At 66.8% G+C, this 25,996-nt stretch carries 23 protein-coding genes; 13 read left to right on the top strand and 10 right to left on the bottom strand.

Going from position 1 to position 25,996, the window contains the following annotated elements:
* Positions 1-52: 52 nt before the first annotated feature.
* Positions 53-694 carry a Maf family protein gene (locus FB459_RS15150; RefSeq protein ID WP_141929072.1) on the bottom strand — a complete coding sequence of 214 codons (642 nt, stop codon included), beginning with the start codon at positions 692-694 and terminating at the stop codon, positions 53-55.
* 471 nt (positions 695-1,165) lie between these two features.
* Between FB459_RS15150 and FB459_RS15145 the strand changes: the two genes are divergently transcribed.
* Positions 1,166-2,143, top strand: coding sequence for a hypothetical protein (locus tag FB459_RS15145; RefSeq protein WP_141929071.1), 978 nt, complete (start codon positions 1,166-1,168; stop codon positions 2,141-2,143).
* On the opposite strand, the gene FB459_RS15140 is transcribed toward FB459_RS15145, so the two are convergent.
* Positions 2,113-3,386 (bottom strand): IS3 family transposase gene (locus FB459_RS15140; RefSeq protein WP_370447369.1). Its coding sequence is split into 2 segments (ribosomal slippage): positions 2,113-3,038 and positions 3,038-3,386, totalling 1,275 coding nucleotides; the frame shifts between segments, so codons are not numbered across the junction. The genes FB459_RS15145 and FB459_RS15140 overlap by 31 nt on opposite strands.
* Positions 3,387-3,645: 259 nt before the next feature.
* Here FB459_RS15140 and FB459_RS15130 point away from each other — a divergent pair.
* Positions 3,646-4,176 (top strand): HNH endonuclease, encoded by a 531-nt coding sequence (locus FB459_RS15130; RefSeq protein ID WP_141929069.1) that lies wholly within the window; start codon positions 3,646-3,648, stop codon positions 4,174-4,176.
* Positions 4,177-4,330: 154 nt separating this feature from the next.
* Here the strand turns inward: FB459_RS15130 and FB459_RS15125 are convergent, their stop codons facing one another.
* Together FB459_RS15125 and FB459_RS15120 are read right to left on the bottom strand one after the other, a co-directional pair.
* The gene (locus tag FB459_RS15125; protein WP_141929068.1) at positions 4,331-6,202 is read right to left on the bottom strand and encodes a Na+/H+ antiporter; all 1,872 of its coding nucleotides are present in this window, start codon (positions 6,200-6,202) and stop codon (positions 4,331-4,333) included.
* An 87-nt stretch (positions 6,203-6,289) separates the two neighbouring features.
* Complete coding sequence (locus FB459_RS15120) at positions 6,290-7,930, bottom strand: DUF885 domain-containing protein (protein WP_141929067.1); 1,641 nt, start codon at positions 7,928-7,930, stop codon at positions 6,290-6,292.
* Between the two features lie 103 nt (positions 7,931-8,033).
* On the opposite strand from FB459_RS15120, the gene FB459_RS15115 reads away from it, so the two are divergent.
* The gene (locus tag FB459_RS15115) at positions 8,034-9,203 is read left to right on the top strand and encodes an MFS transporter (protein ID WP_141929066.1); all 1,170 of its coding nucleotides are present in this window, start codon (positions 8,034-8,036) and stop codon (positions 9,201-9,203) included.
* A gap of 30 nt (positions 9,204-9,233) precedes the next feature.
* Here FB459_RS15115 and FB459_RS15110 read toward each other — a convergent pair whose 3' ends face one another.
* The 3 genes from FB459_RS15110 to FB459_RS15100 all read right to left on the bottom strand — a co-directional run bounded on the left by FB459_RS15110 (position 9,234) and on the right by FB459_RS15100 (position 12,194).
* Complete coding sequence (locus FB459_RS15110) at positions 9,234-10,145, bottom strand: sulfite exporter TauE/SafE family protein (RefSeq protein WP_141929065.1); 912 nt, start codon at positions 10,143-10,145, stop codon at positions 9,234-9,236.
* A gap of 178 nt (positions 10,146-10,323) precedes the next feature.
* A complete protein-coding gene (locus FB459_RS15105) occupies positions 10,324-10,542 on the bottom strand; it encodes an acyl-CoA carboxylase epsilon subunit (RefSeq protein ID WP_141929064.1) in 219 nt (72 codons plus the stop codon).
* A complete protein-coding gene (locus FB459_RS15100) occupies positions 10,539-12,194 on the bottom strand; it encodes an acyl-CoA carboxylase subunit beta (RefSeq protein ID WP_141929063.1) in 1,656 nt (551 codons plus the stop codon). The genes FB459_RS15105 and FB459_RS15100 overlap by 4 nt, the downstream gene beginning before the upstream one ends.
* Positions 12,195-12,219: 25 nt before the next feature.
* Here FB459_RS15100 and FB459_RS17945 point away from each other — a divergent pair, with 25 nt between their 5' ends.
* The 4 genes from FB459_RS17945 to FB459_RS15075 are packed head-to-tail and all read left to right on the top strand — an operon-like array spanning position 12,220 to position 16,489.
* A complete protein-coding gene (locus tag FB459_RS17945) occupies positions 12,220-14,034 on the top strand; it encodes a biotin--[acetyl-CoA-carboxylase] ligase (protein ID WP_246092476.1) in 1,815 nt (604 codons plus the stop codon).
* On the top strand, positions 14,031-14,807 hold the full coding sequence (locus FB459_RS15085; RefSeq protein WP_141929062.1) for an enoyl-CoA hydratase/isomerase family protein: 777 nt from the start codon (positions 14,031-14,033) through the stop codon (positions 14,805-14,807). The genes FB459_RS17945 and FB459_RS15085 overlap by 4 nt, the downstream gene beginning before the upstream one ends.
* A gap of 17 nt (positions 14,808-14,824) precedes the next feature.
* Positions 14,825-15,499, top strand: coding sequence for a response regulator transcription factor (locus FB459_RS15080; RefSeq protein ID WP_129625834.1), 675 nt, complete (start codon positions 14,825-14,827; stop codon positions 15,497-15,499).
* Positions 15,500-15,505: 6 nt separating this feature from the next.
* Positions 15,506-16,489 (top strand): sensor histidine kinase, encoded by a 984-nt coding sequence (locus tag FB459_RS15075; RefSeq protein ID WP_240796015.1) that lies wholly within the window; start codon positions 15,506-15,508, stop codon positions 16,487-16,489.
* Between the two features lie 16 nt (positions 16,490-16,505).
* On the opposite strand, the gene FB459_RS15070 is transcribed toward FB459_RS15075, so the two are convergent.
* A complete protein-coding gene (locus FB459_RS15070) occupies positions 16,506-17,021 on the bottom strand; it encodes a GtrA family protein (protein WP_129625833.1) in 516 nt (171 codons plus the stop codon).
* Positions 17,022-17,045: 24 nt separating this feature from the next.
* On the opposite strand from FB459_RS15070, the gene FB459_RS15065 reads away from it, so the two are divergent.
* On the top strand, positions 17,046-18,248 hold the full coding sequence (locus tag FB459_RS15065; RefSeq protein WP_246092474.1) for a 5-(carboxyamino)imidazole ribonucleotide synthase: 1,203 nt from the start codon (positions 17,046-17,048) through the stop codon (positions 18,246-18,248).
* Entirely contained in the window at positions 18,245-18,778 is a 534-nt protein-coding gene (purE, locus tag FB459_RS15060; protein WP_141929061.1) for a 5-(carboxyamino)imidazole ribonucleotide mutase, read from the top strand. Before FB459_RS15065 ends, purE begins: the two co-directional genes overlap by 4 nt.
* Positions 18,779-18,902: 124 nt before the next feature.
* On the opposite strand, the gene FB459_RS15055 is transcribed toward purE, so the two are convergent.
* Entirely contained in the window at positions 18,903-20,114 is a 1,212-nt protein-coding gene (locus tag FB459_RS15055; protein WP_141929060.1) for a nucleotide sugar dehydrogenase, read from the bottom strand.
* 129 nt (positions 20,115-20,243) lie between these two features.
* On the opposite strand from FB459_RS15055, the gene FB459_RS15050 reads away from it, so the two are divergent.
* Positions 20,244-21,254, top strand: coding sequence for an LLM class F420-dependent oxidoreductase (locus tag FB459_RS15050; protein ID WP_141929059.1), 1,011 nt, complete (start codon positions 20,244-20,246; stop codon positions 21,252-21,254).
* 53 nt (positions 21,255-21,307) lie between these two features.
* Entirely contained in the window at positions 21,308-22,474 is a 1,167-nt protein-coding gene (locus FB459_RS15045; protein WP_129625829.1) for an acyl-CoA dehydrogenase family protein, read from the top strand.
* Between the two features lie 70 nt (positions 22,475-22,544).
* Here FB459_RS15045 and FB459_RS17940 read toward each other — a convergent pair whose 3' ends face one another.
* The gene (locus FB459_RS17940; protein ID WP_246092472.1) at positions 22,545-24,005 is read right to left on the bottom strand and encodes an LCP family protein; all 1,461 of its coding nucleotides are present in this window, start codon (positions 24,003-24,005) and stop codon (positions 22,545-22,547) included.
* 148 nt (positions 24,006-24,153) lie between these two features.
* On the opposite strand from FB459_RS17940, the gene FB459_RS15035 reads away from it, so the two are divergent.
* Together FB459_RS15035 and FB459_RS15030 are read left to right on the top strand one after the other, a co-directional pair.
* Complete coding sequence (locus tag FB459_RS15035) at positions 24,154-25,152, top strand: glycosyltransferase family 2 protein (RefSeq protein ID WP_129625856.1); 999 nt, start codon at positions 24,154-24,156, stop codon at positions 25,150-25,152.
* A gap of 21 nt (positions 25,153-25,173) precedes the next feature.
* On the top strand, positions 25,174-25,995 hold the full coding sequence (locus FB459_RS15030; protein ID WP_240796012.1) for an ABC transporter permease: 822 nt from the start codon (positions 25,174-25,176) through the stop codon (positions 25,993-25,995).
* Position 25,996 lies beyond the last annotated feature (1 nt).

Here is a 25,996-nt window from a genome sequence, read left to right as displayed (position 1 = left end):
CGGCGCGACGAAGCCATGGACCGCGCGAGGTTCCCCCGCGAAGGGTGGAACCTCACACAGATTCTGTTGGTGCAGGGCGCAGTTCGTGCCAGGAGATGCCGATCTCCTGCAGCAGTTCGCGTAGAGCGGGCAGGCTGACTCCGACGACGTTGTGGTAATCGCCCTCGATGCTGGTGACGAACGGACCGCCGAGTCCGTCGACGGTGAATGCGCCTGCCACGTACAGAGGTTCGCCGGTGGCGACGTACGCCTCGATCTCCGCGTCGTCGATGTCGGCGAAGTGCACGACAGTGCTCGCGGTGACACCGAAGGTGGCACCCGTGCCGTCGTCCCGGTTGTCGATCAGCCAGTGGCCCGAGTGCAGGATGCCCGACTTGCCGCGCATCCGCTGCCAGCGGGCGATCGCATCGCTCGAGTCGGACGGCTTACCGTGGGCCGCCCCCTCGAACTCCAGGACGCTGTCGCAGCCGAGCACGAGCGCGTCGTCCGCTTCGTCCCGACCGGCGACGTCCTCGCATTTGGCACGCGCGAGGATCAACGCGACACCGGCGGGTTCGAGTGCGCCGTACCGCTTCTCGGCCTCGGCGGTCGCCGCCGGCTCGTCGACGTCGGAGACGAGGACTTCCGGTTGGACGCCGGCCGAGCGCAAGGTTGCCAGGCGGGCAGGGGAGGCAGAAGCAAGGACGAATCGCACCCGCTCACCGTACTGTCCGGGCCTTGATCGTGAGCACCACCGGTGGAGCCGAACGCCCGTCGCCGCTGGTTGAGCCGAACGCCCGAGGGACGAGGGCGTACGCACCGCCGCTGGTTGAGCCGAACGCCCGAGGGACGGGGGCGTACGCGCCGAAACCACGGCACCCTCCACGGCCACACCCGACCACCCGTTCTCCACAACCCGCGAGTAACCAATCCGGTTGTCCACAAACACAATTGATCCGTTCGAACCCTTCAACTGAGTTCGAACAGGTGTACGATGAAGGCATGTCGAACACCACGACGAAACCCCTCGGACAGGACGCGATCACCCCGCGTGACCTGCTCGAAGCAGTGATGCTTCGAAGACGGTGTCGACGCCGCCATCGAACTGGCATCGCACCCCGAACTGGTACCAGGCGCGAACCCCGCCACCATCCAACTGCTCATCGCACAACTGCTGGCACACAACGTGTTCGAACGCCTCAACAGCGACGACCCGTTCACCGTGGACGCAGCCGGCGACAAGTTCTTCACCCGGGACGACCTCACCGGCCTGAGCGGGATCGAGCACGCGGATCAGAACTCGGATGAGGATCACTGGGTGACACAGACCCGGCAGTTCGAGGAATCGATCCGGGTGGCGCACTCGGTGATGAACACCGCCGGCGCCGTCCGGGCGATCTCGATCAGTCAGTACGCCCGCTGGGACGCCCACGACGTGACCTGCACGCAGTTCGTGCAACACGAGCCGGGGCATGTGGGTGAATTCGCAGCCGATGGTGTCGCCGCCGAACTGCGCCTGTCTTGCATCGCCGCGTCGCAGCTGGTGCGCAAATCGGTGTGGGCAGCCACCAAAACACCGGTCCTGCTCACGGAGGTGGCTGCTGGTGTGGCGAACCTGGACACCGTGACCGCGGTCGCGACCGAACTGCAGGACGCCCGCCCCGACACCTGCGAACTCATCGAAGACAAGATCCTTCAACGCAGGATCCACTGCCGGGGTGCGGCGTCCGCACGCCGCTCGACCCGCACCCTCGTCACCAGGTTCGAGGCGCCAGCCGCCCGGAAGACGCACAAACGCACCAAAGCGCAGCAGAGCGGGGTGTGGTTCGACCCCCACCCCACCCCAGGGTTGGCGTCCTTCACCGCGGTCCTGCCCGATGCGCAGGTCGCGGAGATCTGTGACCTGGTCGAGAAACGCGCCTACGATCTCAAACGATCCGACACCAGCGAAGACGCTGCCGACAAACTCCTGGGTGAGTACCGGGCCGACGCGTTGTACGAGATCGTCACCCGCAACCTGAACTACACCCTCGACATTCAGGTCCTTACTCCCACCACATGCCAGGGCTGCAGCAACAACTCTGCGGACGCCAACAGGGGGCCCTACCCCCGGATCTTGGACACGGGGTGTGATTACGCAGCAGGTCGCAGCGTAGCGGTGTAGCCGGTCTCGAAGGCGACCGGCGAGGTGTAGCGACACCACGAGTGGCGTCGCTTGGTGTTGTAGCGGACGAGCCATCTGAAGACCTGCCGACGGCAGGTCAGCTCGTCACTCCAGCAGGCGGCGTCTTGGAGGACTTCACGCTTCATCGTGGCGTTGAACGACTCTGCGAGGGCGTTGTCCGCGCTGGATCCGACGGCGCCCATGGACTGGGTCACGCCGAGCTTGCGGCAGAGCTTGGCGTAGGCCTTCGAGCAGTAGACCGACCCGTGGTCGCTGTGGAACACAGCGCCCTTGAGGCTGCCCCGGGTCGCGGCGGCGGCCTTGAGGGCGTCCTCGACGAGTTCGGTGCGCATGTGGTCGGCGATGGCCCACCCGGCCAGCCGACGGGAGTAGCAGTCGATCACGGTCGCCAAGTACAGGTTCGTCCCGTCGGCCAGCGGCAGGTAGGTGATGTCGCCGACATAGCGCTCGTTGGGGCGCTCGGCGGTGAAGTCACGCTGGAGCAGGTCGGGGTACTTCTGCCCCGACGGCTCGGGGATCGTGGTGCGGACCCGGCGCTTCTTCATGTAGCCGCGGATGCCCTCAAAGCGCATCACCCTCGCGACACGCTTGTGGTTGACCCGCTCACCGGCAGCCGCGCTGTCACCGAGTTGAGCGTTGAGCTCGGCGGTGATCCGCGGCGCGCCCTGAGTGTTGTCCTCGGCATGGACCGCTCTGATCCGCTCAGCCAGCGCTGCGTCGTCAGCTGCTCTGGCTTCGCGGGCCGGCGCGGCCTTGAGCCAGGCGTAGTAGGACGAGCGCTCGATCTCGACGAGCTCGCACAGTCGCTTCACCTCGAAGGTGGCGGAGTTGTCGGCGACGAACTGGAAGCGACTCACCAGCGCGTCTCCCCGGCGAAATACTTGGCCGCCCGCTGCAGGATCTCCCGCTCGGTCGTGAGCTTGGTGGTCTCCGCTCGCAACGCCGCGTTCTCGGCCTCGAGCCGGGCGATCCTCTGCTCCGGCGTCTCGTCCGTCGGTGCCGACGAGCTCGCGGCGGACGTCTTGGCTTGCAGCGGGCTGGAGGTCAACGTCCCGTCAGCGGCGGTCTTCTTGCCGGTCCCGTAGACCTCGAGCCAACCCCGCAGCGTGCCACGCACGATGCCGAGGTCCTCGGCGATGCCGCGGACCGTGGCGCCCGGGGTGGACTCGTACAAGTCGACGGCCTGACGACGGAACTCCTCGGAGTAGTTCTTCCTGGCCATGATTCTCGGATCATCTCGCTTCCCCAGCACCAGGTGCTGGATTCAGCGTGTCCAAGAACCGGGGTCAGGCCCCAGGAACGGCGATTCCGGTCGTGACCGCGGCAACGAGGACAGTGGCGATGACGGCGATGACGGCGATGACAGCGATGACGGCGATGACGGCAACCCAGGAGGCAACCCAGGCGGTGGCGGGAACGGTCCCGGCGGCACCGGCGGTGACACACCCGGTCCCAGCAAGGGGAGGTCATCCAAGAAGACCGTGACCCGCGGTGAAGCACTCGGACTGTTGACCAGCAAACGCAACGCCAAGAACTGCGGGGCGAACAGCGTCACGAACAGCACTGCGTTGGGGATCCATCACCGCGTCGGCGCACTGTCCGGGTACGGGATCGAAGCACTCATCCAGAACGCCACCACGATCACCACCACCGGGGTCGAATTCAACCCACTCACCGGTGAACTCATCCACCAGGACACCTCACAGGCGTACCGACCACCCGAGACGATGCGCCGCAGGATCCAAGCCCGTGATCAACACTGCCGAGCACCCGGGTGTGCCCGGCACGCGGTGTTCACCGACACCGACCACGTCACCGCCTACCAACGCGGCGGACCCACCACCGACACCAACCTGCAATGCCTGTGCCGACACCACCACAAAATGAAACAAAACGGCTGGCAGGTGGTCATGAACACCGCCGGCGTGTGCACCTGGACCACACCCACCGGCCGTACCTACACCACCGAACCCGGACTCCTACAGACCTACCGGGACGCCGAAGGCCTATGACGGACCGACGTCGTGTCCACCATCGACCTGCGGTCAGTGATAGCCCGCGGCCTCACGTGTCAGTCACGTCGAGCAACATGGAACGGCGCCCGGTGCGCCCACCAGGTGGCCGGGTCCACGTGGATGTTCGAGGTGTCCCGCCGGTGGAGCGCAGTCAGCCGAGGAGGTGATGCGTGTAGCACCACCGCCACGCCTCGCCCGGCTCGAAGGACCTCATCACCGGGTGGCCGGTGCGTTCGAAGTGCGCGCTCGCGTGCTTGCCGACGGACGAGTCGCAGCAGCCCACGTTCCCGCAGGTCAGGCACAGCCGCAACGAGACCGGGTGGAGCCCGTCCCGCATGCACTCGGGGCAACTGTCGTGGGAGAGCGGTTCGACGGTGTCCGGCGCCTCGCGCAGTTCCTCGCACCCGAACTGTCGCTCCTGCGGCGTCAACAGCGTGTCGTCGCCGACCCGCTCGTCGCTGTCGTTGTTCTGGGCGATCATCGACTCCTCCACGTCGATGCCGGTCATGATCTCGACCAGCACCTCGTGGTCGATGACGCCCTTGTCGCGCAGCTTCAGCAGCTTCTCCCGCTCGGCATCGAGCATCGATTCACGCAGCCGGCGATAGGCCGTCGAGGGGTTCTCGACGTCGGGATCGTTGCGGCCCAGTCGTTCCCATGCTGGGTTGACCCGTCGCTTCGCCTGGTCCCGGAGTGCTTCGACGGTCGGCTCGGGGACATTGGGAGACTTCGCGATCTCCTCGTTCAGTCGTCGCTCCCCGGCGTTGACTGCCATCTGCAACATCTGCGCGTACTGCAGCGCCGTCTCGCGCGGGTCGGGTCCGTGCAGGTCGAGCTTGCGGGCGACCGCGCCGAGGGTGAAGCCCTGCAGGATGAGGGTGCCGAGCGTCACGACCAGCGCGGTGAAGACGAGCACGCCGCGTTCGGGTGCGTCCTCGGGGAGCAGTGACGCGGCTGCCAGTGTGACCACTCCGCGCATGCCGGCCCAGGACGCAACCGCACTTTCGCGCATGGAGAGACCGCCGTCGGTACCTCTGACACGACGCACCCAGGCCCATGCCAGCAGCCACACCGGTCGCACAACCACGACCGTCGCCAGCACCGCCGTCGCGACGAGCACGCTGCGTCCCAGACCGAGCGGAGAGGCCTGCATCTCCTGCAGGATCGTGCGCGCCTGCAGGCCGATCAGCAGGAAGACGAGGTTCTCCAGGATGAACTGGATCGTGCCCCAGTTCATCCGCTGCGCCACGCGGGCGGACGGTGTCTGGTCGACCGGGGAGGTGTGCGCCAACATCACGCCGCACACCACCACGGCGACGACACCGGAGGAGTGGACGAGTTCGGCCGGGATGTAGGCGATCCACGGCGTCATGAACGAGACCGCGACGTTGGTGGTCGTGTCGCGCAGGTGGCGGCGCACCAGTTGGATCAGCCGATAGGCGAGGAGTCCGATGAGGATGCCGCCCAGCGAGGAACGCAGGAACGAGACGAGGACGTCGACTCCCGTCACTTCTTGGGTGGACGCCTCGATGGACAGGCTGACGATGACGAGCGCGGTGGCGTCGTTGAAGAGTGACTCGCCCTCGAGGATGGAGACGATGCGGCGGGGGAGTCCGATACGTCGGGCGATCGCTGTGGCCGCGACCGCATCGGGCGGTGCGACCACACCGCCGAGCGCGAGCGCGAGTGCGAACGGAAGTGCGGCGAGGAGACCCCAGGCGACCGCAGCAACGGCGAACGCCGTTGCTAGCACGAGGAATACGGACAGCCCGATGATCGAGCGGCGCTCGCGTCCGAGGTCGATGAGGGACGTGTTGATCGCCGCGGCATACAGCAACGGCGGGAGGAATCCGAGCAGGACGACGTGCGGTTCGACATGTACGTCGGGCATCCACGGCACGAACGAGGCAACCGCGCCGATCGCGGTGAGGATCAGCGGAGCCGACAGGCCGAACCGTCGACAGACCGCCGTGACCGCGACGACCACGGCGAGCAGGGCAAGAGTGATCTGGGCGAATTCCACCGCGTCAGTATGGCCCCGCGAACGCTCATCCTGTAGCGCGCGCTGCTGTCGCTCCCGTCATACCGAACGCGCTGTGCACGAAGGAGATCAGGCGAGAACGGCCTCACGCAAGGTGTCGAGGCCGACACTGCCGATGTCGAGGGCGCGGCGGTGGAAGGTCTTGAGGTCGAAGTCGTCACCTTCGCGGCGGGCGACCTCGGCGCGCAATTCCATCCACAGGCGCTCGCCGATCTTGTACGACGGGGCCTGCCCCGGCCAGCCCAGGTATCGGTCGAGTTCGAAGCGCAGGAAGCCCTCGTTCATGTCGCAGTGCGCGTTGAGGAAGGTCCACGCCTTGTCGTAGGTCCATTCGCCGCCGCCCACTTCCTCGGGTGCCTCGAAACCGCAGTGGAACCCGATGTCGAGCACGACGCGGGCCGCACGCAGTGACTGACCGTCGAGCATGCCCATGCGGTTGCCCGGGTCGTCCATGTAGCCGAGTTCGTCCATCAGCCGCTCGGCGTAGAGCGCCCAACCTTCACCGTGTCCGGAGGTCCATGCATCCATGCGACGCCACTTGTTGAGCAGTTCGCTGCGGAACATCGTCTGCGCGACCTGGAGGTGATGCCCCGGGACCCCCTCGTGATAGACGGTGGTGAGCTCGCGCCAGGTGCCGAACTCGGTCACGCCTTTCGGCACAGACCACCACATGCGCCCCGGACGGCTGAAGTCGTCGGACGGGCCGGTGTAATAGATGCCGCCGGACTGGGTCGGGGCGATCATGCACTCGATGGTGTGGACGGGTTCGGCCACGTCGAAGTGCACTCCGGCGAGTTCGGTGATCGCCTCGTCAGCCTTCTCCTGCATCCATTTCTGCAGCGCGTCCGTGCCGTGCAACTGGTACTTCGGGTCGGCGTCGAGAGCAGCTGTGGCCTCCTTGACGGTGGCTCCGGGCTGGATGCGCTCGGCAACCGCGGCCATCTCGGCGGTGATCCGCGCGAGTTCCTCCTGCCCCCAGGCGTACGTCTCTTCCAGGTCGACGGCGGCACCGAGGAACTGGCGGCTGTACAGCGGGTACTTGTCGCGTCCGCAGCCGTCGGCCTCCGGCGCCTTCGGGAGGATCTCCTCACGCAGGCGACGGCCTGCGTCTGCGTAAGCCGTTGCGGCAGAACGAATCTGGTCGGCGATCTGCGGGTGCTGCTGCGCGAACGTCGTGAAATAGCCGTCGTCCGCGGTGTGGTCCTCGGTCTGCTTGATGCAGGCTTCGACCTGGCGCTTGGCGGCGACATCACCACGGGACGCGGCCTCGGCCAGCGACTCGAACCACTGGTCGAGCGCCCTCGGCAGCGTCTGCATCCGACGCCCGATGGTCTCGATCTGCTCGTCGGTGTCGGTCGGCATCAGGTCGAAGATGTCGCGCATCTCCTGCAGCGGCGACGCGATCACGTTGAGGGACGCGAGCGGGATGCCGGCCTCGAACGCCTCGACCTCGAGCTCGAGGCGCTCGCGCATCGCGCTGAGCGTCACCCGGTCGACGTCGTCCACCGGTTGCGCTGCGTCCAACTTCGTGAGCGTCTGCCGAGCGAGGTCGGCCTTCGCCCGGTGGCCGGGGGGCGAGAAGTCGTCCATCTCGTGGTCGTGCCCGGGCACGCCGAGGTAGGTGGCGGTCAGTGGGCTGAGGGCGACGGTCGCGTCATGGTGGTCGTCGGCGATCCGGTCGATGGCGGTGTATTCGCGGTTCGAAGTCACGCGCTCGAACCTATCCCGTCACCCGTCGGGTCGACACCGTATTTGTGACGGCGCGGAAGGCAGGTGCCGGGGCGGGCCGGGGACGGGTGCCTAGACTCGGCGGGTGAAACGAGTCGCCGCACCGGCCCTGCTCCTGGCCCTTCTGCTGGCGACCTTCGTAATCCGTGCGCCGGTCACCAGCGTCCCGCCGGCGCTCTCCCTCATCCGTGACGACCTGCACCTGAGCGCCGTCGCTGCCGGATTGGTGACGACGCTCCCGCTCATCTGCTTCGGTGTCTTCGCCTGTCTCACACCGCCGCTCGCGGCACGCGTCGGAGTCGAGCGAACACTCGGGGTCGCGGTCGCCGCCATCGTCGTCGGCATCGCCGTCCGTCTCGTCGTCACCCCGCCCACCTTCTTCACCGGCACGCTCCTGATCGGACTGGGTATCGCCATCGCCAATGTGGTGATTCCTGCGATCGCCCGGCTTCGGTTCCCGGCGCATCTCGCGTACGTGATGGGCCTGTACACCGTGGCCCTCCAGATCAGTGGAGCGAGCGGGGGGTTCCTGACCCGGCCGCTCATCGACGGTCTCGGCTGGCAGTGGCCGTTCGTCATCGGCCTCTGGCTGGTGCCGGCGCTCGCGGTGTTGGCCTGGTGGACGCTCGCGGCTCGACGCAACTGCAGTGACGTGGCTGCGTCCGCGCCGCCCGTGACCCGTATCCGCGCGGTCGCGGCCCGTCCCGGCACCTGGCTCATCGTCCTGGTGATGGGTCTGCAGTCGATGGCCTTCTTCACGCTCGTCAACTGGCTGCCGACGATGCTCACCGATCAGGGATGGTCACCGTCGTCCGCGGGAATCGCGTTGGGGTTGTTCAGTCTGCTCGGCTTCCCCGGCTCACTGTTGGGCACCCGGGTACTGGGTTCGAATCGGCGGATCACCTGGATCGCTGCGATCACCGCCACGTACGTCGCGGGACTCGTCCTGCTCGTGCTGGGCTCGGTGCCTGCAGCGTTCGGCGTGCTGCTGTGTGGCCTGTGCCAGGGGCTGCCGCTCGCCATTGCCCTCTCCGCGATCGCGCACCAGCACGACCCGTCCGATGTGCCCGCCGTCTCGGCGGTCGGTCAAGGTGCCGGTTACCTGCTCGCGTCCGTCGGCCCGGTGGCCGTCGGCGCGCTCTACGGTGCGTCTGCCGACTTCGTCCTCGCGGTCACGGTGCTGGCCGTGATGATGGGGATCTGGGCACTCGCCACGGTCGCCGTCGGACGCGGCCAGGATGCGGCGGCGGCCTGAGCTCGGTCGCGGGCGTCGTCCAAGAACGGATCAGGCGGACGCGGCCGCGGCCGGTCGCTCCTCATGCGCCGGGATGGTCTGCTCCTTGCGGTACGCACGCCAGCTGTAGCTGACCGCTGCGGCCCACAACGCGTACAAGGCTGCGTACACCACGTAGCGAGTTGTGTCGGATGCGTCGAGCCAGTCGCTCTTGAGCAGGGTGCGGGCGTTGGTGACCAGGATCAGTCCACCGACCGCCGAGCCGAGGATGCGCGGTGGTACGTGTCGCACCAGCCATGCGGCGATCGGTGCGGCGATGAGTCCGCCGATCAGCAGAGCGGCGACCCAGCCGAAGTTCACGCCCTGCGAACCGAGGGCGACAAGGAATCCGATGCTCGCGGCCACCGAGACGAGGAACTCGCTGGTGTCGATCGAACCGATCACCTTGCGCGGCTCCAGCCGACCGCTCGCCAGCAGGGCCGGCGTGCCGACCGGCCCCCAGCCACCGCCGCCGGTTGCGTCGACGAATCCTGCGAAGAGCCCCAGCGGAGAAAGGAATCGCTTGCGCAGCGGTTGACCGAGCCTGTCGGTGCGCAGCCCGCGCACGGTGAAGCGCGCGAGCACGTACAACCCCAGCGCGAACAGGATCAGAGCCATGACCGGCTTGGCCGTGTCGGTCGACAGGTTCGCCAGGAAGGTCGCTCCGGCGAACGCGCCCAGCGCACCGGGGAGTCCGACCTTGAACACGACGGGCCAGTCGACGTTCCCGAACCTCCAGTGGGCCGTCCCCGAAGCGAGCGTCGTGCCGATCTCCGCCAGGTGCACCGTGGCTGATGCGGCGGCAGGATTGGTGCCGATCGCCAGGAGCAGCGTCGTGGAGGTGACGCCGTAGGCCATACCCAGGCTTCCGTCGACGAGTTGGGCTCCCAGTCCGACAAGGGCGAGCAGGACGAGCTTGCGCATGCCAGTCTCCATTCATAACGTTGTGTTTGGAATAACAAAACGAAAGCTAATGGTGACGAGCGCGGAGACACCAGGCCTGTCCGGATGATGAAATGAGGTGGGATCGGTCATGCAGAACGCCCGGCCAGAAGGCCGGGCGTTCAGTCTGAATTTCGTTGTGCGGCACGGGCGCCGCTTCTCAGCGTGGCAACCGCTCCACGAACCTCGCGGCCGGAAGACCGCTGGTGCGCCAGCCGACGCGGGCGCGTCCGGCCCACTCCGATCGAGGCATCGATGAATCGCCTCCACCGCCACCGGTGGCGGACAGCACGGCGACGACCGCCGCCATCTCCTCGGGCGTGACTGCGGACGTCTCGAACCGGATGGTGCCCGGCTGCGCGCTCTGCTCCTGGCTCACAGCGGGATGTTTCCGTGCTTCTTGGGTGGCAGGCTCTCCCGTTTGGTCTTCAGTGCGCGCAGGGCACGGATCACCTGGGTGCGCGTCTCGGACGGCGCAATCACCGCGTCGACGTAACCGCGCTCGGCCGCGATGTACGGGTTGGCGAGGGTGTCCTCGTACTCCTGGATCAGTTCCTGGCGGCGCTTGTCGACGGCGGCCGGATCGTTGTCGGTCTCGGCGGCGACGGCGGCGATGTCCTTGCGGTACAGGATGTTTGCCGCACCTTGAGCGCCCATGACCGCGATCTGCGCGGTCGGCCAGGCGAGATTGATGTCGGCGCCGAGGTGCTTGGAACCCATCACGTCGTACGCGCCGCCGTAGGCCTTGCGGGTGATCACGGTGACCAACGGAACGGTCGCCTCGGCGTACGCGTACAGCAGCTTCGCACCGCGCCGGATGATGCCGCCCCATTCCTGGTCGGTGCCGGGCAAAAAGCCGGGCACGTCGACAAAGGTGAGAATCGGGATGTTGAACGCGTCGCAAGTACGCACGAAACGCGCTGCCTTCTCCGATGCGTTGATGTCGAGCGTTCCCGCCAACTGCATCGGCTGGTTCGCCACGACGCCGACGCTCTGCCCGTCGACGCGTCCGAAACCGGTGACGATATTGGGTGCGAACAACTCCTGCACCTGCATGAATTCGCCGTCGTCACAGACGTGTTCGATGACCGTCACCATGTCGTACGGCATGTTCGGCGAATCGGGGATGATGGTGTCGAGTTCGAGGTCGGCATCGTTGATCACGAGTTCGGCCTCGTCGACCGCGGCGAACACGTCGCCGGGATCGAGGTTGTTCGGCGGCAGGTAGCTCAGCAGCGACCGCACGTACTCGATCGCGTCGTCCTCGTCGCTGCCCATGTAGTGGGCCACACCGCTGCGGCTGTTGTGGGTGCGTGCACCGCCGAGTTCCTCGAAGCCGACGTCCTCACCGGTGACGGTCTTGATGACGTCGGGGCCGGTGATGAACATGTGCGAGGTCTGGTCGACCATCACCGTGAAGTCGGTGATCGCGGGGGAGTAGACGGCACCTCCCGCGCACGGGCCCATGATCAGTGAGATCTGAGGGATGACGCCGGACGCGTGGACGTTGCGGCGGAAGATCTCGGCGTACAGACCGAGCGCGACCACGCCCTCCTGAATGCGCGCGCCACCGGAGTCGTTGATGCCGACGACCGGGCAGCCGATCTTCATCGCGAGATCCATGACCTTCACGATCTTCTCGCCGAAGACCTCGCCCAACGATCCGCCGAACACGGTGAAGTCCTGGGAGAAGACGCACACCGTGCGTCCGTCGACGGTGCCGTAGCCGCTGACGACCCCGTCGCCGTACGGGCGCTTTTTCTGCTGACCGAAAGCAGTGGAGCGGTGCCGTGCGAGTGCGTCGAGCTCGATGAACGAACCCGGGTCGAGCAACTGCTCGATCCGTTCACGAGCGGTCTTCTTGCCCTTGGCGTGCTGTTTCTCGACCGCCTTGGCGCTGCCGGCGTTCACGGCTTCATCGATGCGCAGGTGCAGGTCGGCGAGCCGTCCCGCGGTCGTGTGAATGTCGATCGCCGGCGACTGCTTACCGGCGTCGTCGGCTCCGGAAGTGTGACCTGCCTTACCCGTCATGGGATCAGACAATAGCCTTGTGCGCATGGCACCCGTCCTGGAGTCCGAGCGGCTTCGCCGAGACGTGCCCTCTCCTCCGTGGAACGACGTGGAGGTGCTCGGGTCGGTCGACTCCACCAATGCCGTCCTCGGCGCCGACCCTCGTCCGTGGCGGGTGGTGGTCGCCGATCACCAGAGCGCCGGCCGCGGCCGGCTCGATCGTCAATGGCACGCTCCGCACGGTTCGAGCATCGCGCTGTCGGCAACTCTTCCGCTGCCGGATGATCCCCGCCGCTGGGGCTGGGTGCCACTCCTGGTCGGGCTCTGCGTCCGCACCGCGCTGAGCCGACTGACCCACCTGGACGTCGGACTCAAGTGGCCCAACGACATTCTGGTGTGCACCGAGTCCGGTACCTGGCGCAAGCTCGGCGGAATCCTGTGCGAGGCAACGGGTGGCGAACATCCCGGTGTCATCGTCGGCATCGGTCTGAACGTGTGGCAGAACGAGAGCGAACTGCCGTCGGACGCGGCAACCTCGCTGTCGATCAACGGCGTCTATCTGGATCGCGAGCCCATCATCGTCGCCATCCTCGACGAGCTTGCTGAGATCCAGAAAGTTTGGGGCACAAGCAATCTGGACGACGACTACCGGGCGGCGTGCGTCACGGTGGGGCAGCACGTGAAGGTCAGTACCGCCCACGCCGCGGACGCCGAGGGTGTCGCCGTCGACATCGACGAGTCCGGCCGATTGGTGCTCGAACAGTCCGACGGCGCCCGCACACCGCACGCGGTCGGCGACGTGGTGCACGTTCGTCCGGCGATGCCACCCGCCAGTGATCTGCGCCCCGTCGACCGAGCCCGGTTCGTCGACCGGATCGAGGAACAACTGCTGCACAGCCCCCGCACCCTGCGCCGCGCCGACGTCAGTGAACTGGCCGGCGTCGACTCCGACTTCCCCCGGCGCCTGTGGCGTGCACTCGGATTCGCCAACGCACGTGACGAGGACGTGGTGTTCAACGAGCGCGATGTCGAGGCCGTCCGTCGCATGGTCGAGATGGTCGGCCAGGGGCTGATCAACGAGCAGACCGCCATCGGTATCGCCCGCGCCGTCGGTCGCAGCACCGACCGGATGGCGATGTGGACCCTGCAACTGATCAGCGACATGATGCTGGCCGACGAAGGATTCGAGGTCGACACGGAACGCGCCGCCGACGTGGCCGAACGCATGGTCGCAGTCGCTGACCACCTTGTCCCGCTGGTCGAGCACGTCACCCGGCGCAATGTCGCCAACTCGATCGCGCGCATGGTCGCCGACGCCGAACCCGAGTCGCACGTCGGAGTCGTCCGCACCGTCGGATTCGCCGATCTGGTCGACTTCACCAAACGCGTCCGGTCGATGAGCGAACGCGACCTCGCGCTGCTGGTGATCCGCTTCGAGACGCTTGCCTCCGATGTGGTCGCGCAGGCCGGCGGAGCCGTGGTGAAGACCGTCGGTGACGAGGTGCTGTTCACGCACCGGACCATCTCGGGGGGAGTGCAGATCGCTTTCGACCTGCTGGCGGCGGTGGAAGCCGACCCACTGCTGCGCAAGATCCGGATCGGCGTCGCAACCGGCCGGGTGCTTGCTCGGCAGGGCGACATCTATGGCAACACGGTCAACCGGGCGAGCCGGCTCACGGCGCTCGCCGCGTCCGGCGAGGTGCTGGTCGACGAGGACGTCGCCGACGCGATGCGCAAGATCGACGGTGTCGACGTGTTCGCCGCCGGCCCCACCCAACTCGCCGGCGTCGGCGAGGTGAACGTGTCAGCCGTGAGCCGCACCGGCAGCCATACCCACATCCACGAGGAGTTCAATCGATGATCACCGTCCGACGCCACGCCGACGGTCACATCGCCGAGCTGGTGCTCGACCGACCCGAGGCGATGAACGCCGTCTCCACGCAGATGGCTCGCGCGTTGGCGGACGCCACCGGCGAACTCGCTGCGGACCCGAGCGTCCGGGCCGTCGTCGTGAGCAGCTCCCACCCGAAGGCCTTCTGCGTCGGCGCTGACCTGAAAGAGCGCAACGGGTTCAGCGACGCCGACCTCATCGCTCAGCGTCCGATCGCCCGTGCGGCCTACACCGGAGTGCTCGACCTGCCGGTGCCGACGATCGCGGCGGTCGACGGATTCGCGCTCGGCGGTGGCGCCGAGATCGCGCTCGCCTGCGACGTGGTCATCGCCGGAGAATCCGCCACCCTGGGTCTGCCGGAGGTCTCGGTCGGAGTCATCCCCGGTGGCGGCGGCACCCAACTGCTCGTGCGTCGGGTCGGCTGGGGCAAGGCGGCCAAGGTCATCTTCAGCGCCCGTAAGTTCACCGCGCAGGAGGCGCACGAGTTGGGCTTCGTCGAAGAACTCGCACCCGCCGGCGGAGCGCGGGACCGAGCCCTCGAGCTCGCCGAGACGATCGCGCAGAACTCGCCCGTGGGCCTTCGTAACGCCAAGAAGGCGATGCGACTCGGCTCGGGCACCGACCTGCACGCCGGTCTGGAGATCGAGGACGCTTGCTGGCACGCCACCGCGTTCTCACCCGACCGCGCCGAGGGTGTCCGGGCCTTCGCCGAGAAGCGTGCTCCGCGGTGGCCGGGGCCGTGACGGCTACGATTCGCGCCATGACCCGAGTCCTGCTGGCCGAAGACGATGCTGCGATCTCCGAGCCGCTCGCGCGCGCACTGCGCCGAGAGGGATATGAGGTCGACATCCGCCAGGACGGCAAGGACGCGCTCGAGGGCGGCCGCGACAGCCCCGACCTGCTGATCCTCGACCTCGGCCTGCCGAGGATGGACGGCTTGGAGGTCTGCCGCACGCTGCGTGCCGAGGGCTACCCCGTGCCGGTGCTGATCCTCACCGCACGTGCCGACGAGGTCGACACCGTCGTCGGACTCGACGCGGGGGCCGACGACTACGTCACCAAGCCGTTCCGGCTCGCCGAGCTGCTGGCTCGCGCCCGAGCATTGCTGCGTCGTTCGCCGCAGGACATGATCTGCGCCCCGCTGGTACGGATGGACGCCGAAGCCCGGCGCGCATTCTGCGGATCCGACGAACTCCAGCTCACCGCAAAGGAATTCGACCTGCTCCGCGTGCTCGTCCGAGAGCAGGGAAAGGTCGTCTCACGCGAACAGCTGATGCGCGAGGTCTGGGAGACCGCCTGGCTCGGCTCGACGAAGACCCTCGACATGCACGTGTCCGTCCTTCGTCGCAAGCTCGGGGACGATGCGTCCGACCCGCGGTTCATCACCACCATCCGGGGTGTGGGCTTCCGATTCGAGGCACCGGACGAGAGCTGACCGGCGGTGCAGCACAAACTCGTCCGCCAGGCCACGGCCTCCGTCGTCGTCGCCCTGCTGATCGTCGTCCTGCCGTCGATGATCTTCGCGGTCGGCTGGTGGCGGCGCCTGGGGATCGTCGTCCTGTGCATCCTCGCCGGGGTCGTCGGCTATGTGTTCGCACGACGCACCGCCCGTTCGGTCTCCGAACCGGTGCAACAACTCGCCGCACAAGCCGAACTGTTCGGTGACGGGTCTGCCGTCTTCACGCCGCTGCGCACGGACATTGACGAGGTCAACCGCATCTCGCATGTCTTCGAACGACGCACCAGTGAGCTCACCCGATCGCTCGCGGCGGAGCGAGAGTTCGCCTCCGACGCCAGCCACCAGTTGCGTACCCCGTTGACCGCACTGCTGATGCGGTTGGAGGAGATCTCGATAGCGGACGACCTGCCCGCCGCTCACGAGGAGGCGAAGGTCGGCATCTCCCAGGTCGAGCGGCTCAACGGCGTGGTCGACCAACTGTTGCAGAGGGCCCGCAGCACGCCGACGGCGTCCATGCCGGCGACATCGCTCGACTCGGTGATCGCGGCCTTGCAGCGAGAGTTCCAACCGGCCTTCGCCGACGCCCGTCGCTCGGTGCTGGTCAGCGGGGAGCGCGGTTTGTGGGTGATGGTGACGCGCAGTGCGCTGTCGCAGATCTTGTCGACGCTGTTCGAGAACGCCTTGCAGCACGGGTCGGGCACCGTCGAGGTCAGAGCACGCCGCAGCGGCCCGTCCGTGGTGGTCGAGGTGAGCGACCGCGGGGCGGGAGTCGACCCGGCAATCGCACCGAAAGTGTTCGACCGTCAGGTGTCGACCGGCGGCACCGGACTCGGACTGGGACTGGCCCGGGACCTCGCTGACGCGGCCGGCGGACGACTTGAGCTACGCAGTGCCCGACCGGCGATCTTCGCGTTGTTCTTGTCGGCAGGCGAGGCGCCGCAACGGACGATCGGGCTCGGCGACTGAGATCTGTCGTCGGGCGTCAGTCGACGCGAGCGGGTGTGTGCTGGTCGACCAACGCCAGGTCGTTCTCCTCGTCCTCCAACTCGGCGGAGAAGATGAAGCGCCGATAGGTCCAGAACCGGAACAGGGTGCCGAGACCGATGCCGATGAACGCATTGACGTTCAGCCAGACCGGGCCGTCGAGACCGAGCGTGTAGTGCGTGAACGCAACCCACAGCGCAGAGACGCCCAGGGCGATCCCGTTCACCAGGAAGAACAGCGCGACCTCGTGGTGCACCGGACGGTTGCGCCGGTGACGGAAGGTCCAGAAACGGTTACCGATCCAGGCGACACCGGTCGCGACCGCGCCGCTGATGATCTTGGCGGTCGTGATCTTCGAATCCATTGCGCCGTTCACCAACAGATTGAACAGACCCATGTCGACCACGAAACTGACGGCTCCGACGATCCCGAACTTCGCGACCTCGTGCCAGAGACGCTGGACGAGAGTCGGCTGGGGGGTCTGCTGCACAAGGAGAGGGTAGTCGGTGATCATCGGTTCCTCGTTATCGTGTGCGCTGTGAATTCACAGGGAAGCTCAGGCGGAACTCCACAACGCGCTCCGGGAGGTTTCCCGGTCGTCGGAATCATCGGTGGCGGGCAGTTGGCTCGGATGTGTGCCCCGTACGCGGTGAACCTGGGGGTCACCCTCACGGTGCTGTCCGAGTCCTGCGACGACCCGGCGGCGCTCGTCGTTCCGTCCTCGCCGGTCGGCGCACACACCGACCTGGACGCCGTCCGTGCCTTCGCGGCCCAGTGCGACGTGGTGACCTTCGACCACGAGCACGTGCCGCAGCACATCCTGCGGGCGCTCGTGGACGACGGGGTGCGGGTGCACCCCGGCCCGGACGCTCTGGCGAACGCGCAGGACAAACTCGTCATGCGGGCGCGGCTCACCCAACTCGGCATCCCCTGTCCGCCGTGGGCAGCGGTCGACTCGATCGACCAGGTGGAGCAGTTCGCGACCGAGCACGGCTGGCCGGTCGTGTTGAAGACGCCGCGCGGCGGGTACGACGGCAAGGGAGTGTTACTGGCCAAAAGCGTTGCGGAAGCGTCCGATTGGGTGGACCGTCTCTCGGGTGGCGAGCAGCTGCTGATCGAGCAGGCGGTGCCGTTCAGGCGCGAACTCGCGGTGCTCGTTGCGCGTAGCCCGAGCGGGCAGGCCGCCGTGTGGCCGGTCGTGCACACCGTGCAGACCGACGGCATCTGCACCGAGGTGATCGCCCCTGCTGCCGATCTCGACGAAGAACTCGCCGGACGCCTGACGCGCGACGCTCTGACCATCGCCGCAGAACTCGGTGTCACCGGCGTGATGGCGGTCGAGGTGTTCCAGATCGACGATGCCGACGGCAACTCGGCCTACGTGGTGAACGAGCTGGCGATGCGTCCGCACAACAGCGGCCACTGGACGATGGACGGCTCGGTGACCAGCCAGTTCGAACAGCACCTACGTGCGGTGCTCGACCTGCCGCTGGGTGACACGAGGGCCCGGAGCCGGTGGACGGTGATGGGCAACGTCCTCGGCGGTGACTATCCCGAGTTGTATCCGACCTACCGCCACTTGATGGCGCGCGACCCTGGTCTGAAGATTCACATGTACGGCAAGGATGTCCGCCCGGGCCGCAAGATCGGTCACGTGAACGTCTACGGCGATGACCTGCTCGCGCTGCGCGAGCGAGCACAGCATGCGACCGATTACCTGCAGGGAGTGATCACCGAATGAGTTCGCAAGACGATCAGAACCCCGTCGTCGGCATCGTCATGGGCAGCGACTCCGACTGGCCGGTCATGCAGGCCGCGGCCGAAGCGCTCGACGAGTTCGACATCGCCTATGAGGTGGACGTCGTGTCGGCGCACCGGATGCCGACCGAGATGATCGAGTACGGACGCGGCGCTGCCGATCGCGGGCTGCGGGTGATCATCGCAGGCGCCGGGGGAGCAGCGCACCTTCCGGGGATGCTCGCCTCCGTCACCCCGTTGCCGGTCATCGGTGTGCCGGTGCCGCTGAAGTACCTCGACGGGATGGACTCGTTGCTGTCGATCGTGCAGATGCCGGCCGGTGTGCCGGTGGCGACGGTTTCGGTCGCGGGCGCTCGCAACGCCGGACTGCTCGCCGCCCGCATCCTCGCGTCCGGTTCGGACGAAGAAGCACAGCGCCTGCGCCGCGAGATGCTGCGCTTCCAGGAAGACCTCAATGCTCAGGCGACGGCCAAGGGCGAACGGCTTCGCGCCGAACTGGCCGGTCGGGACTGACCGATCGCCGCCGGCGGCCCGGATCGAAAGGACCCGGGCCGCCGGCGCGGACGGAACGGGCACAACTGCCCATCGGCTCATGGGCGGGTTAGAACTGCGGACAACGTTGCGGCAGGACGACTTTTTAGGAGTCGATGCCGAAGATGTCGCGGGTGTAGACCTTGTCGGCGACGTCTTCGAGTTCGGGCACGCGGCGGTTGGCGACGATCAGGTCGACCGAGCTCTTGAACCTTTCCAGGTCGCGTTCCACCGGAGAACCGAAGAAGGTCTCCCCGGCGAGCTCGGGTTCATACACTATGACCGGAATCCCCTTGGCCTTCAACCGTTTCATGATGCCCTGCACGCTGCTGGAGCGGAAGTTGTCCGAGCCGGCCTTCATGATCAGTCGGTGGATGCCGACGGACTTCGGCTCGCGGCCGATGATGTCGAATGCGACGAAGTCCTTGCGGGTGCGGTTCGCCTCGACGATCGCGCTGATCAACGTCTGCGGCACGTCGTGGTAGTTCGCGAGCAGTTGCTTGGTGTCCTTCGGCAGGCAGTACCCGCCGTACCCGAACGAGGGGTTGTTGTAGTGCCGTCCGATGCGTGGGTCGAGCCCGACGCCTTCGATGATCTGTCGGGTGCTGAGCCCGTGGGTGAGTGCGTAGGAGTCGAGTTCGTTGAAGAACGCGACGCGCATCGCCAGGAAGGTGTTCGCGAAGAGCTTGATCGCCTCGGCCTCGGTGGGGTCGGTGAGCAGCACCTCGACGTCGGGTTCGAGGCTGGCTTCGACCAACAGGTCGGCGAACCGCCGTCCGCGCTCGCTGTTCTCACCGACCACGATGCGTGAGGGGTGCAGGTTGTCGAACAACGCCCGACCTTCGCGAAGGAATTCGGGTGAGAACAGCAGGTTCTCGGTGTCCAACCGCTTGCGGGCGTCCATGACGTAGCCGACCGGGATGGTCGACTTCACGACCATGACCGCCTCGGGGTTGAGTCGGGTGACATCGGCGATGACGCCGTCGACGGTGGTGGTGTCGAAGTAGTTGGTCTTCGGGTTGTAGTCGGTCGGGGTCGCAATGACGACGAACTCCGCACCGTCATAAGCGGTGTCCTTGTCCGTGGTGAACGTCAGGTCGAGGTCACCCTCGCGCAGCATGTCCTCGAGCTCGTCGTCGACGATCGGGGAGCGTCCCTGGCCCAGCCTCTCGATGCGTCCCTCGTCGATGTCGTAGCTGACGACCGGGTGGCGCTGCGAGAGCAGGACCGCGATCGACAGACCGACGTACCCGGTGCCGACCACGGTGACGCGGGTCGACGAAACGTTCACAGCGGCAGGACGCGGTGTGTCAGACATGGCGCACACGCTACCGACCGTGTCGATGAGTCGCCCCGGATCGACGCACGACGAGACATGAACAACCGGTGACACCGGTTCTAGAGTGAACCGGCAGCGGTACACACACGTCCACGGAGGTTTCGCACGATGCGTTTCGGCATGTTCATCCCGCAGGGCTGGCGGCTCGACCTGGTCGGCATCGACCCGGCCGACCAATGGAAGACGATGTCGGATCTTGCTCGGCGGCTCGACCGGAACGATGCCTGGGAGTCGCTGTGGGTGTACGACCACTTCCACACCACCCCGGACCCGCTGCCGGAGGCCACCCATGAGGCCTGGACGCTGATGTCCGCCTTCGCCGCGATCACCGACCGGGTGCGCCTGGGTCAGATGTGCACCTGTATGAGTTATCGCGAGCCGACCTATCTGGCAAAGGTCGCCGCAACCGTCGATGTGATCTCCGGCGGACGGGTGGAGATGGGTATCGGTGGCGGCTGGTACGAGCACGAATGGCGTGCGTATGGCTACGGATTCCCTTCTGCAGGAGACCGATTGGGTCGGTTGCGCGAGGGTGTCGAGATCTTCCGGCAGATGTGGACGACGGGCTCGGCGACGCTCGACGGCAAGCACTACCAGGTCGACGGCGCCCTCTGCCACCCGCAACCGTTGCAGACCACCAGCGCCGAGAATCGCATCCCGATGTGGATCGCCGGCGGTGGCGAGAAGGTCACGCTGAAGATTGCCGCGAAGTACGCCGATTACACCAACTTCGACGGCAGCCTCGATGGCTTCAAGAACAAGTCGTCCGTGCTCGAAGGTCACTGCAAGGACATCGGCCGTGACTTCTCGGCGATCACGCGATCGGCCAACTACAACGTGATGATCGGCGAGAACGACGCCCAGGTGCAGGACCGTCTGGCGTTCTACGAGGACCTCATGATCAAGGGCGGTCTGCCGAAGGAGCGCGCCGCCGAGATGCGGGCGAACATGGCGACCCAGCCCGCCGTCGGCACACCGGAGCAGATCGTGGCCATGTTCGAGCAACTGCAGGACGCGGGCATGACCTACGCCGTCACCTACTTCGCCGAGGCCGCCTACGACACCAGCGGCATCGAACTGTTCGAACGCGAGGTCATCCCCGCCCTCGCCGCGAAGTAGGTCGACCGGCATCTGCCGAACGGCCCGGACGTACCCGAAAGTAGGATGAGCCTGTGAGCGCAAACACTGACTTCGATCTGTTCAAGATCTCCGAGGACCACGAAGCCCTGCGTGAGGCGGTGCGTGCCGTTGCCGACGCGAAGATCGCCCCGCACGCGGCCGAGGTCGACGAGAAGAGCGAGTTCCCGCAGGCGGCGCTCGATGCCCTCGTCGCGGCCGACTTCCACGCCCCGCACGTCGCCGAGGAGTACGACGGCGTAGGTGCCGATGCACTGGCGACCTGCATCGTGATCGAGGAGGTCGCACGTGCGTGTGCGTCGAGCTCGCTCATCCCGGCGGTGAACAAGCTGGGCTCGATGCCGGTCATTCTCGGTGCGTCCGAAGAGGTCAAGGCCAAGTACCTGCCGCCGATGGCCCGCGGCGAAGCGATGTTCTCCTACGGACTGTCCGAGCGTGAGGCGGGCTCGGACACCGCGTCCATGAAGTGCCGTGCCAAGAAGGACGGCGACTCATTCGTCCTCAACGGGCAGAAGTCGTGGATCACCAACGCCGGTGTCTCGCAGTTCTACACGGTGCTCGCGGTGACCGACCCCGACGGCGAGCGGGGACGCAACATCACCGCGTTCGTGGTCGAGAAGGACGACGAGGGCTTCGGGTTCGGCGAACCCGAGCGCAAGCTCGGCATCAAGGGTTCGCCCACCCGTGAACTGCACTTCGACAACTGCCGCATCCCGGCCGACCGCATGGTCGGTGCTGAGGGCGAGGGTCTGAAGATCGCGCTGCGAACGCTCGACCACACCCGCGTCACCATCGGTGCGCAGGCCGTCGGCATCGCCCAGGGCGCCCTGGACTACGCACTCGGCTACGTCAAGGAGCGCAAGCAGTTCGGCAAGGCCATCGCCGAGTTCCAGGGGTTGCAGTTCATGCTCGGCGACATGGCGATGAAGCTCGAGGCCGCGCGCCAGATGGTCTACGTCGCTGCCGCGAAGTCGGAGCGGGGCGACGCCGACCTGCCGTTCTTCGGTGCCGCCGCCAAGTGCTTCGCGTCCGACGTCGCGATGGAGGTCACGACCGACGCCGTCCAGCTGCTCGGTGGCGCCGGCTACGTCAAGGACCACCCCGTCGAGCGGATGATGCGCGACGCCAAGATCACCCAGATCTACGAGGGCACCAACCAGATCCAGCGCATGGTGATGGCCCGTCAGCTGCTCAAGAAGTAGAAAATCCGCGTGAGAAAGCGCCCTTCGCCGGACCCGGCGAAGGGCGCTTTCTCACGCGGATTTCGTGGGCTCAGGGAGCGACGTTGGGGGAGCGGTCGTTGTTCAGAGCGTCGAAGAGCTCCTTGGCCTTCGCGTCGTCCCAGAGCACGGCTTCCCCGGCGTAGGTCGGGTAGGCGGAGTTCGCCACGGGAATCTGCACCGACTGGCCGGAGGAGGTGACGTTCTTCAACGCCCACGCGATCTTCACGGCGGTGATCGGCCCCATGTCGTTGTCGACAGCAAGACCCTGCGCACCGGACTCGCCGACGCCCTTGAGGTTCCACGGCACGAGCAGGTTGCCGGGGGAGGCGACCTTGTTCATCAGGGCGGAAAGGAACTGACGCTGACGCGTCACCCGGCCGAGGTCGCCGAGCGGGTCGGAGTAGCGGGCGCGGACGTACCCGAGTGCGTTCTTGCCGTCGAGGTCCTGGCAGCCGGCCGGCAGGTCGATGTGCGCCTTCTCGTCCTTCATCGGACGCTCCAAGCACATCCGCACCCCGCCGACGGCGTCCACCACGTTGGCGAACCCGCCGAAGCCGATCTCCATGTAACCGTCCATCCGCAGACCGGTGGACTGCTCGACGGTCTCCATCAACAGCTTCGGGCCGCCGATGGCGTAGGACGCGTTGATCTTGTTCTTGCGATGACCGGGTACCGCGACCCAACTGTCGCGCGGTACCGAGACCAAGGTCGGACCGCCGCTGTCGGGTAGGTGCAGGATCATGATCGAGTCGGTGCGTTTGCCCTCGATGTTGCTGCCGCCGGTGCCCAGCCGGGAGGCTTCCTCGCTGGTCAGACCCGCTCGGGAGTCCGAACCCACCAGGACGTAGTTCTTGCCCTTGCCATCCGATGGACGCTGACCGGCCGGGAGAGCGTCCAGCTTCTGCACGTTGTTCCATGCACTGTTCGCCGCCCACAGCAGGCCACCGACCCATAGCGCGATGATCAGCAACGGGATCATCAGCCACTTGACCCAGCGGCGTTTGCGGCGCGGGCGTCCCGGTCCTGTCTCACCGTTGCCGTCACGCGGTGGACGTCCGCCGTACCCGGGGCCACCGGGCGGCGGTCCGGGAGGGCCTTGGCGTGATCCTGGCCGTGCGCCCTGCGCGGGTCCGGCGGGACGTCGTCCGCCGACCGGGAGTCGCTGGGTGTCGTCGGGACCGGGGCGCCCGCCCGCCGCGGCGAAACGGCGGGCCGAGTCCGGGTCACGCTGAGCCGACGGGCGGGCATTCTGGTGTGGGCCGCCGGCCGCAGGCAGCACCTGGGTGGAGTCGTCCCCAGGGGCACGGTCGGCACGTCCCCGGTCGGGACGGGCCTGCTGTGGTCGCTGTGGCCGCTGTGGCATGCGGGCGGTCGCGGGTCCGTTGCCGGAGCCGGCACCGTTGCGTTCCACCGGGATTGCACGAGACTCGTCCTGGGACGGGCGCCGCCGCGGCCGGCGGGATGAGCCGGGCCGCGTGTCGAAAGTCAGGGCATCGTCTTCGTCAGGCACCGCGCAAGGGTAGCGGTGCAACCTGAGAGAGGGTTGTAGCCTGACGGGCGTGCCAACCACCGATCCCGAACCCGGCGACCCCCCGCAGCGGAACCACCAGGAGCCGGTGAACGGCACGCACGACCGGCTGGACGGGATGTCGGTGATCATGCCCATCCTCGACGAGGAGCCGTATCTGCAGGAGTCGGTCGACGCGGTGCTCGCACAGCGGTGGGACGGCCCGATCGAGGTGATCCTGGCGCTCGGTCCCTCGACCGACCGCACCGACGAGGTGGCCGCGCGCATCGCGGCGCAGGACGATCGAGTCCGCCTCGTGTCCAACCCCAGCGGACGTACCCCGGACGCGCTCAACGCGGCCATCGCCCACGCCCGTTACGACATCGTCGCCCGGGTCGACGGCCACGGCGTGCTGTCGTCCGACTACCTCGTGACCGCCGCACGCACCCTGCAGGACACCGGGGCTGCGAACGTCGGCGGAATCATGGACGCAGTCGGGCGCACTCCGTTCGAGAAGGCCGTCGCAGTCGCGATGAAGAGCAAGCTCGGCGTCGGCGGGGCGAAGTTCAAGCTCGGTGGGGAGGCCGGAGCAGCCGAGACCGTCTACCTGGGCGTCTTCCGGCGGCACTGGTTGACCGCGGTCGGCGGTTACGACTCGCGATTCAGCAGGGCCCAGGACTGGGAGATGAACTACCGCATCCGGCAGCGTGGCGGCCTGGTGTGGTTCACGCCCGCGATGCGGGTGGCCTACCGTCCACGCCCCAACGTGCGGCGGTTGGCGCGGCAGTACTACGAGTACGGCCAGTGGCGCCGTGTCGTGGCCCGTACCCACGAGGGATCCATCAACGCCCGCTACCTCGCCCCACCGGTTGCGCTCGCCGCGATCGCAGTGGGAACCGTCGGCGGTTTCGTCTGGCGTCCGCTCTGGGCGATCCCGGGCGGGTACGCAGCGGCGATCGGGGCCGGCGGTCTGGCGATCTCGTCCGACGAATCCGCCGAGGTGCGGGTCCGCGTCCCGGTCGTGCTCGCCACGATGCACATGGCGTGGGGCTACGGCTTCCTGACCAGCCGCATCCGGATCGATGAACCCGACGCGATGTCGGACACCTCACTCGGCGAGCGTCCGGGCGACACCGGCCGCGCGGACTAGGCTGGCCCGGATATGTCGAAGATGAGCCGTCTCGAGCGCATTTGGGACCACCGCAAAGTGCTGGGCACGCTGGTGCGCCGCGACCTACGAGTGCGCTATGCCCGCAGTTTCCTGGGCTACATCTGGACCCTGATCGACCCGCTGGCGAGCGCTCTCGTCTACGGCTTCGTTTTCGGGATCATCTACAGCACCCGGGGTGTCTCTTCCAGCCAAGGAGCACCGTTCGTGCTGTTCCTGGTGGCGGGTCTGTTGGCCTGGAACTGGTTCAACACGTGCGTGAATGAGAGTTCTCGTGCCCTCTATGCCGAACGTCTGCTGGTGCGTTCGACCAACCTGCCCCGCGAATTGTGGGTGATCCGGGTGGTGTTGTCGAAGGGGATCGAGTTCCTGCTCTCGTTGCCGATCCTGGTCGGCTTCATGGCCTACTTCGCGGTCATGCATCCGGACCAGACCCACCTCAACTGGCGGATCGTGTACTGGATCCCGGCGATCGCGATGCTGTTGATCCTCAACATCGGAGTCGGTCTGGTTCTGGCTCCGCTCACCGCCCTGGTGGACGATGTCGTACGGCTTGTCCGGATCGCCTTACGTTTGTTGTTCTACCTGACGCCGATCGTCTACTCGGTGCATCTGCTGGAGGAGAAGGCCCCGTGGGCTCGACCGATTCAGCAACTGAACCCGCTCACGGCGATCAACGACATGTTCCGGCTCGGTTTTCTCGGACCGGAACAACACCCTGACTATCTCGCGTGGGCGGCCGGCACTGTCATCTCGATCAGTTGGTTGATCGTTGGTATGTGGGTGTTCCGGAAACTGGAACCTGCGGTCCTGAAGGAGATCTGAC

The sequence above is a fragment of the Yimella lutea genome, assembly GCF_006715095.1.
GTDB classification, from domain to species: domain Bacteria; phylum Actinomycetota; class Actinomycetes; order Actinomycetales; family Dermatophilaceae; genus Yimella; species Yimella lutea.
This window is presented reverse-complemented; position numbering and strand designations above follow the sequence as displayed.

Excerpts from the sequence above, each read along its gene's own strand:
- FB459_RS15110 (WP_141929065.1), bottom strand. The coding sequence starts at position 10,145 with ATGCGCAAGCTCGTCCTGCTCGCCCTTGTCGGACTGGGAGCCCAACTC.
- FB459_RS15100 (WP_141929063.1), bottom strand. The coding sequence starts at position 12,194 with ATGACGGGTAAGGCAGGTCACACTTCCGGAGCCGACGACGCCGGTAAG.
- FB459_RS17945 (WP_246092476.1), top strand. The coding sequence starts at position 12,220 with ATGGCACCCGTCCTGGAGTCCGAGCGGCTTCGCCGAGACGTGCCCTCT.
- FB459_RS15085 (WP_141929062.1), top strand. The coding sequence starts at position 14,031 with ATGATCACCGTCCGACGCCACGCCGACGGTCACATCGCCGAGCTGGTG.
- FB459_RS15080 (WP_129625834.1), top strand. The coding sequence starts at position 14,825 with ATGACCCGAGTCCTGCTGGCCGAAGACGATGCTGCGATCTCCGAGCCG.
- FB459_RS15070 (WP_129625833.1), bottom strand. The coding sequence starts at position 17,021 with ATGATCACCGACTACCCTCTCCTTGTGCAGCAGACCCCCCAGCCGACT.
- purE (WP_141929061.1), top strand. The coding sequence starts at position 18,245 with ATGAGTTCGCAAGACGATCAGAACCCCGTCGTCGGCATCGTCATGGGC.
- FB459_RS15055 (WP_141929060.1), bottom strand. The coding sequence starts at position 20,114 with ATGTCTGACACACCGCGTCCTGCCGCTGTGAACGTTTCGTCGACCCGC.
- FB459_RS15050 (WP_141929059.1), top strand. The coding sequence starts at position 20,244 with ATGCGTTTCGGCATGTTCATCCCGCAGGGCTGGCGGCTCGACCTGGTC.
- FB459_RS15035 (WP_129625856.1), top strand. The coding sequence starts at position 24,154 with ATGCCCATCCTCGACGAGGAGCCGTATCTGCAGGAGTCGGTCGACGCG.
- FB459_RS15030 (WP_240796012.1), top strand. The coding sequence starts at position 25,174 with ATGAGCCGTCTCGAGCGCATTTGGGACCACCGCAAAGTGCTGGGCACG.